At 69.6% G+C, this 480-nt stretch carries 2 pseudogenes; both read right to left on the bottom strand.

Going from position 1 to position 480, the window contains the following annotated elements:
* Positions 1 to 324 (bottom strand): annotated as a pseudogene (locus tag ACNFOC_RS55230) (contact-dependent growth inhibition system immunity protein); the annotation flags it as partial.
* Between the two features lie 24 nt (positions 325 to 348).
* Positions 349 to 480: pseudogene (locus tag ACNFOC_RS56180) on the bottom strand (RNase A-like domain-containing protein); the annotation flags it as partial.

The raw sequence follows: 480 nt of genomic DNA, 5'->3' as shown, positions 1-480 counted from the left end.
CTCCTCAACGCTGTGTTTGATGTGGTCGGCGAGGCAGTACAGCCATTGCTGGATCTCGCCCTCGGGGAGCCCCATGTCCGGGATGGCGTAGAACTCGCCGAGCCGCAGGCGGAGTCGGCCCGGGGGATTGTCGGCGTACTCCCGGAGTTGTCGCTCCGCTACGGCGAGGGCCCAGGGGCGGGTGTGCCAGGTGTGGCGGAGGTAGGCGGTGAGGGCGTCGCTCGGCTTGTCCGGGGTGTCGTCCGCCGGCTGTCCGGCGTAGGCGCGGATCACCTGGTCCAACTCGCCGTAGTGGCGGTCGTGTTCGAGGGGGCTCAGGGGCACGGGATCAGCCTCTACGGGTCGTCGTCACAGGTACATCGGAAACGTGGCGTGGACGGCGAAGCCGTGCGGCCGGGACGCGTCCTGCTTCAGGATCACGCGGGCTGCGCGGACGTCCACCGGGTCTCGCCCGGCCAGCATCATCGCCTGGAGCAGGAC

The organism is Streptomyces colwelliae, assembly GCF_048158785.1.
Taxonomy (GTDB): domain Bacteria; phylum Actinomycetota; class Actinomycetes; order Streptomycetales; family Streptomycetaceae; genus Streptomyces.
The sequence above is the reverse complement of the archived record's forward strand: the minus strand, read 5'-3'. Positions and strand labels throughout refer to the sequence as shown.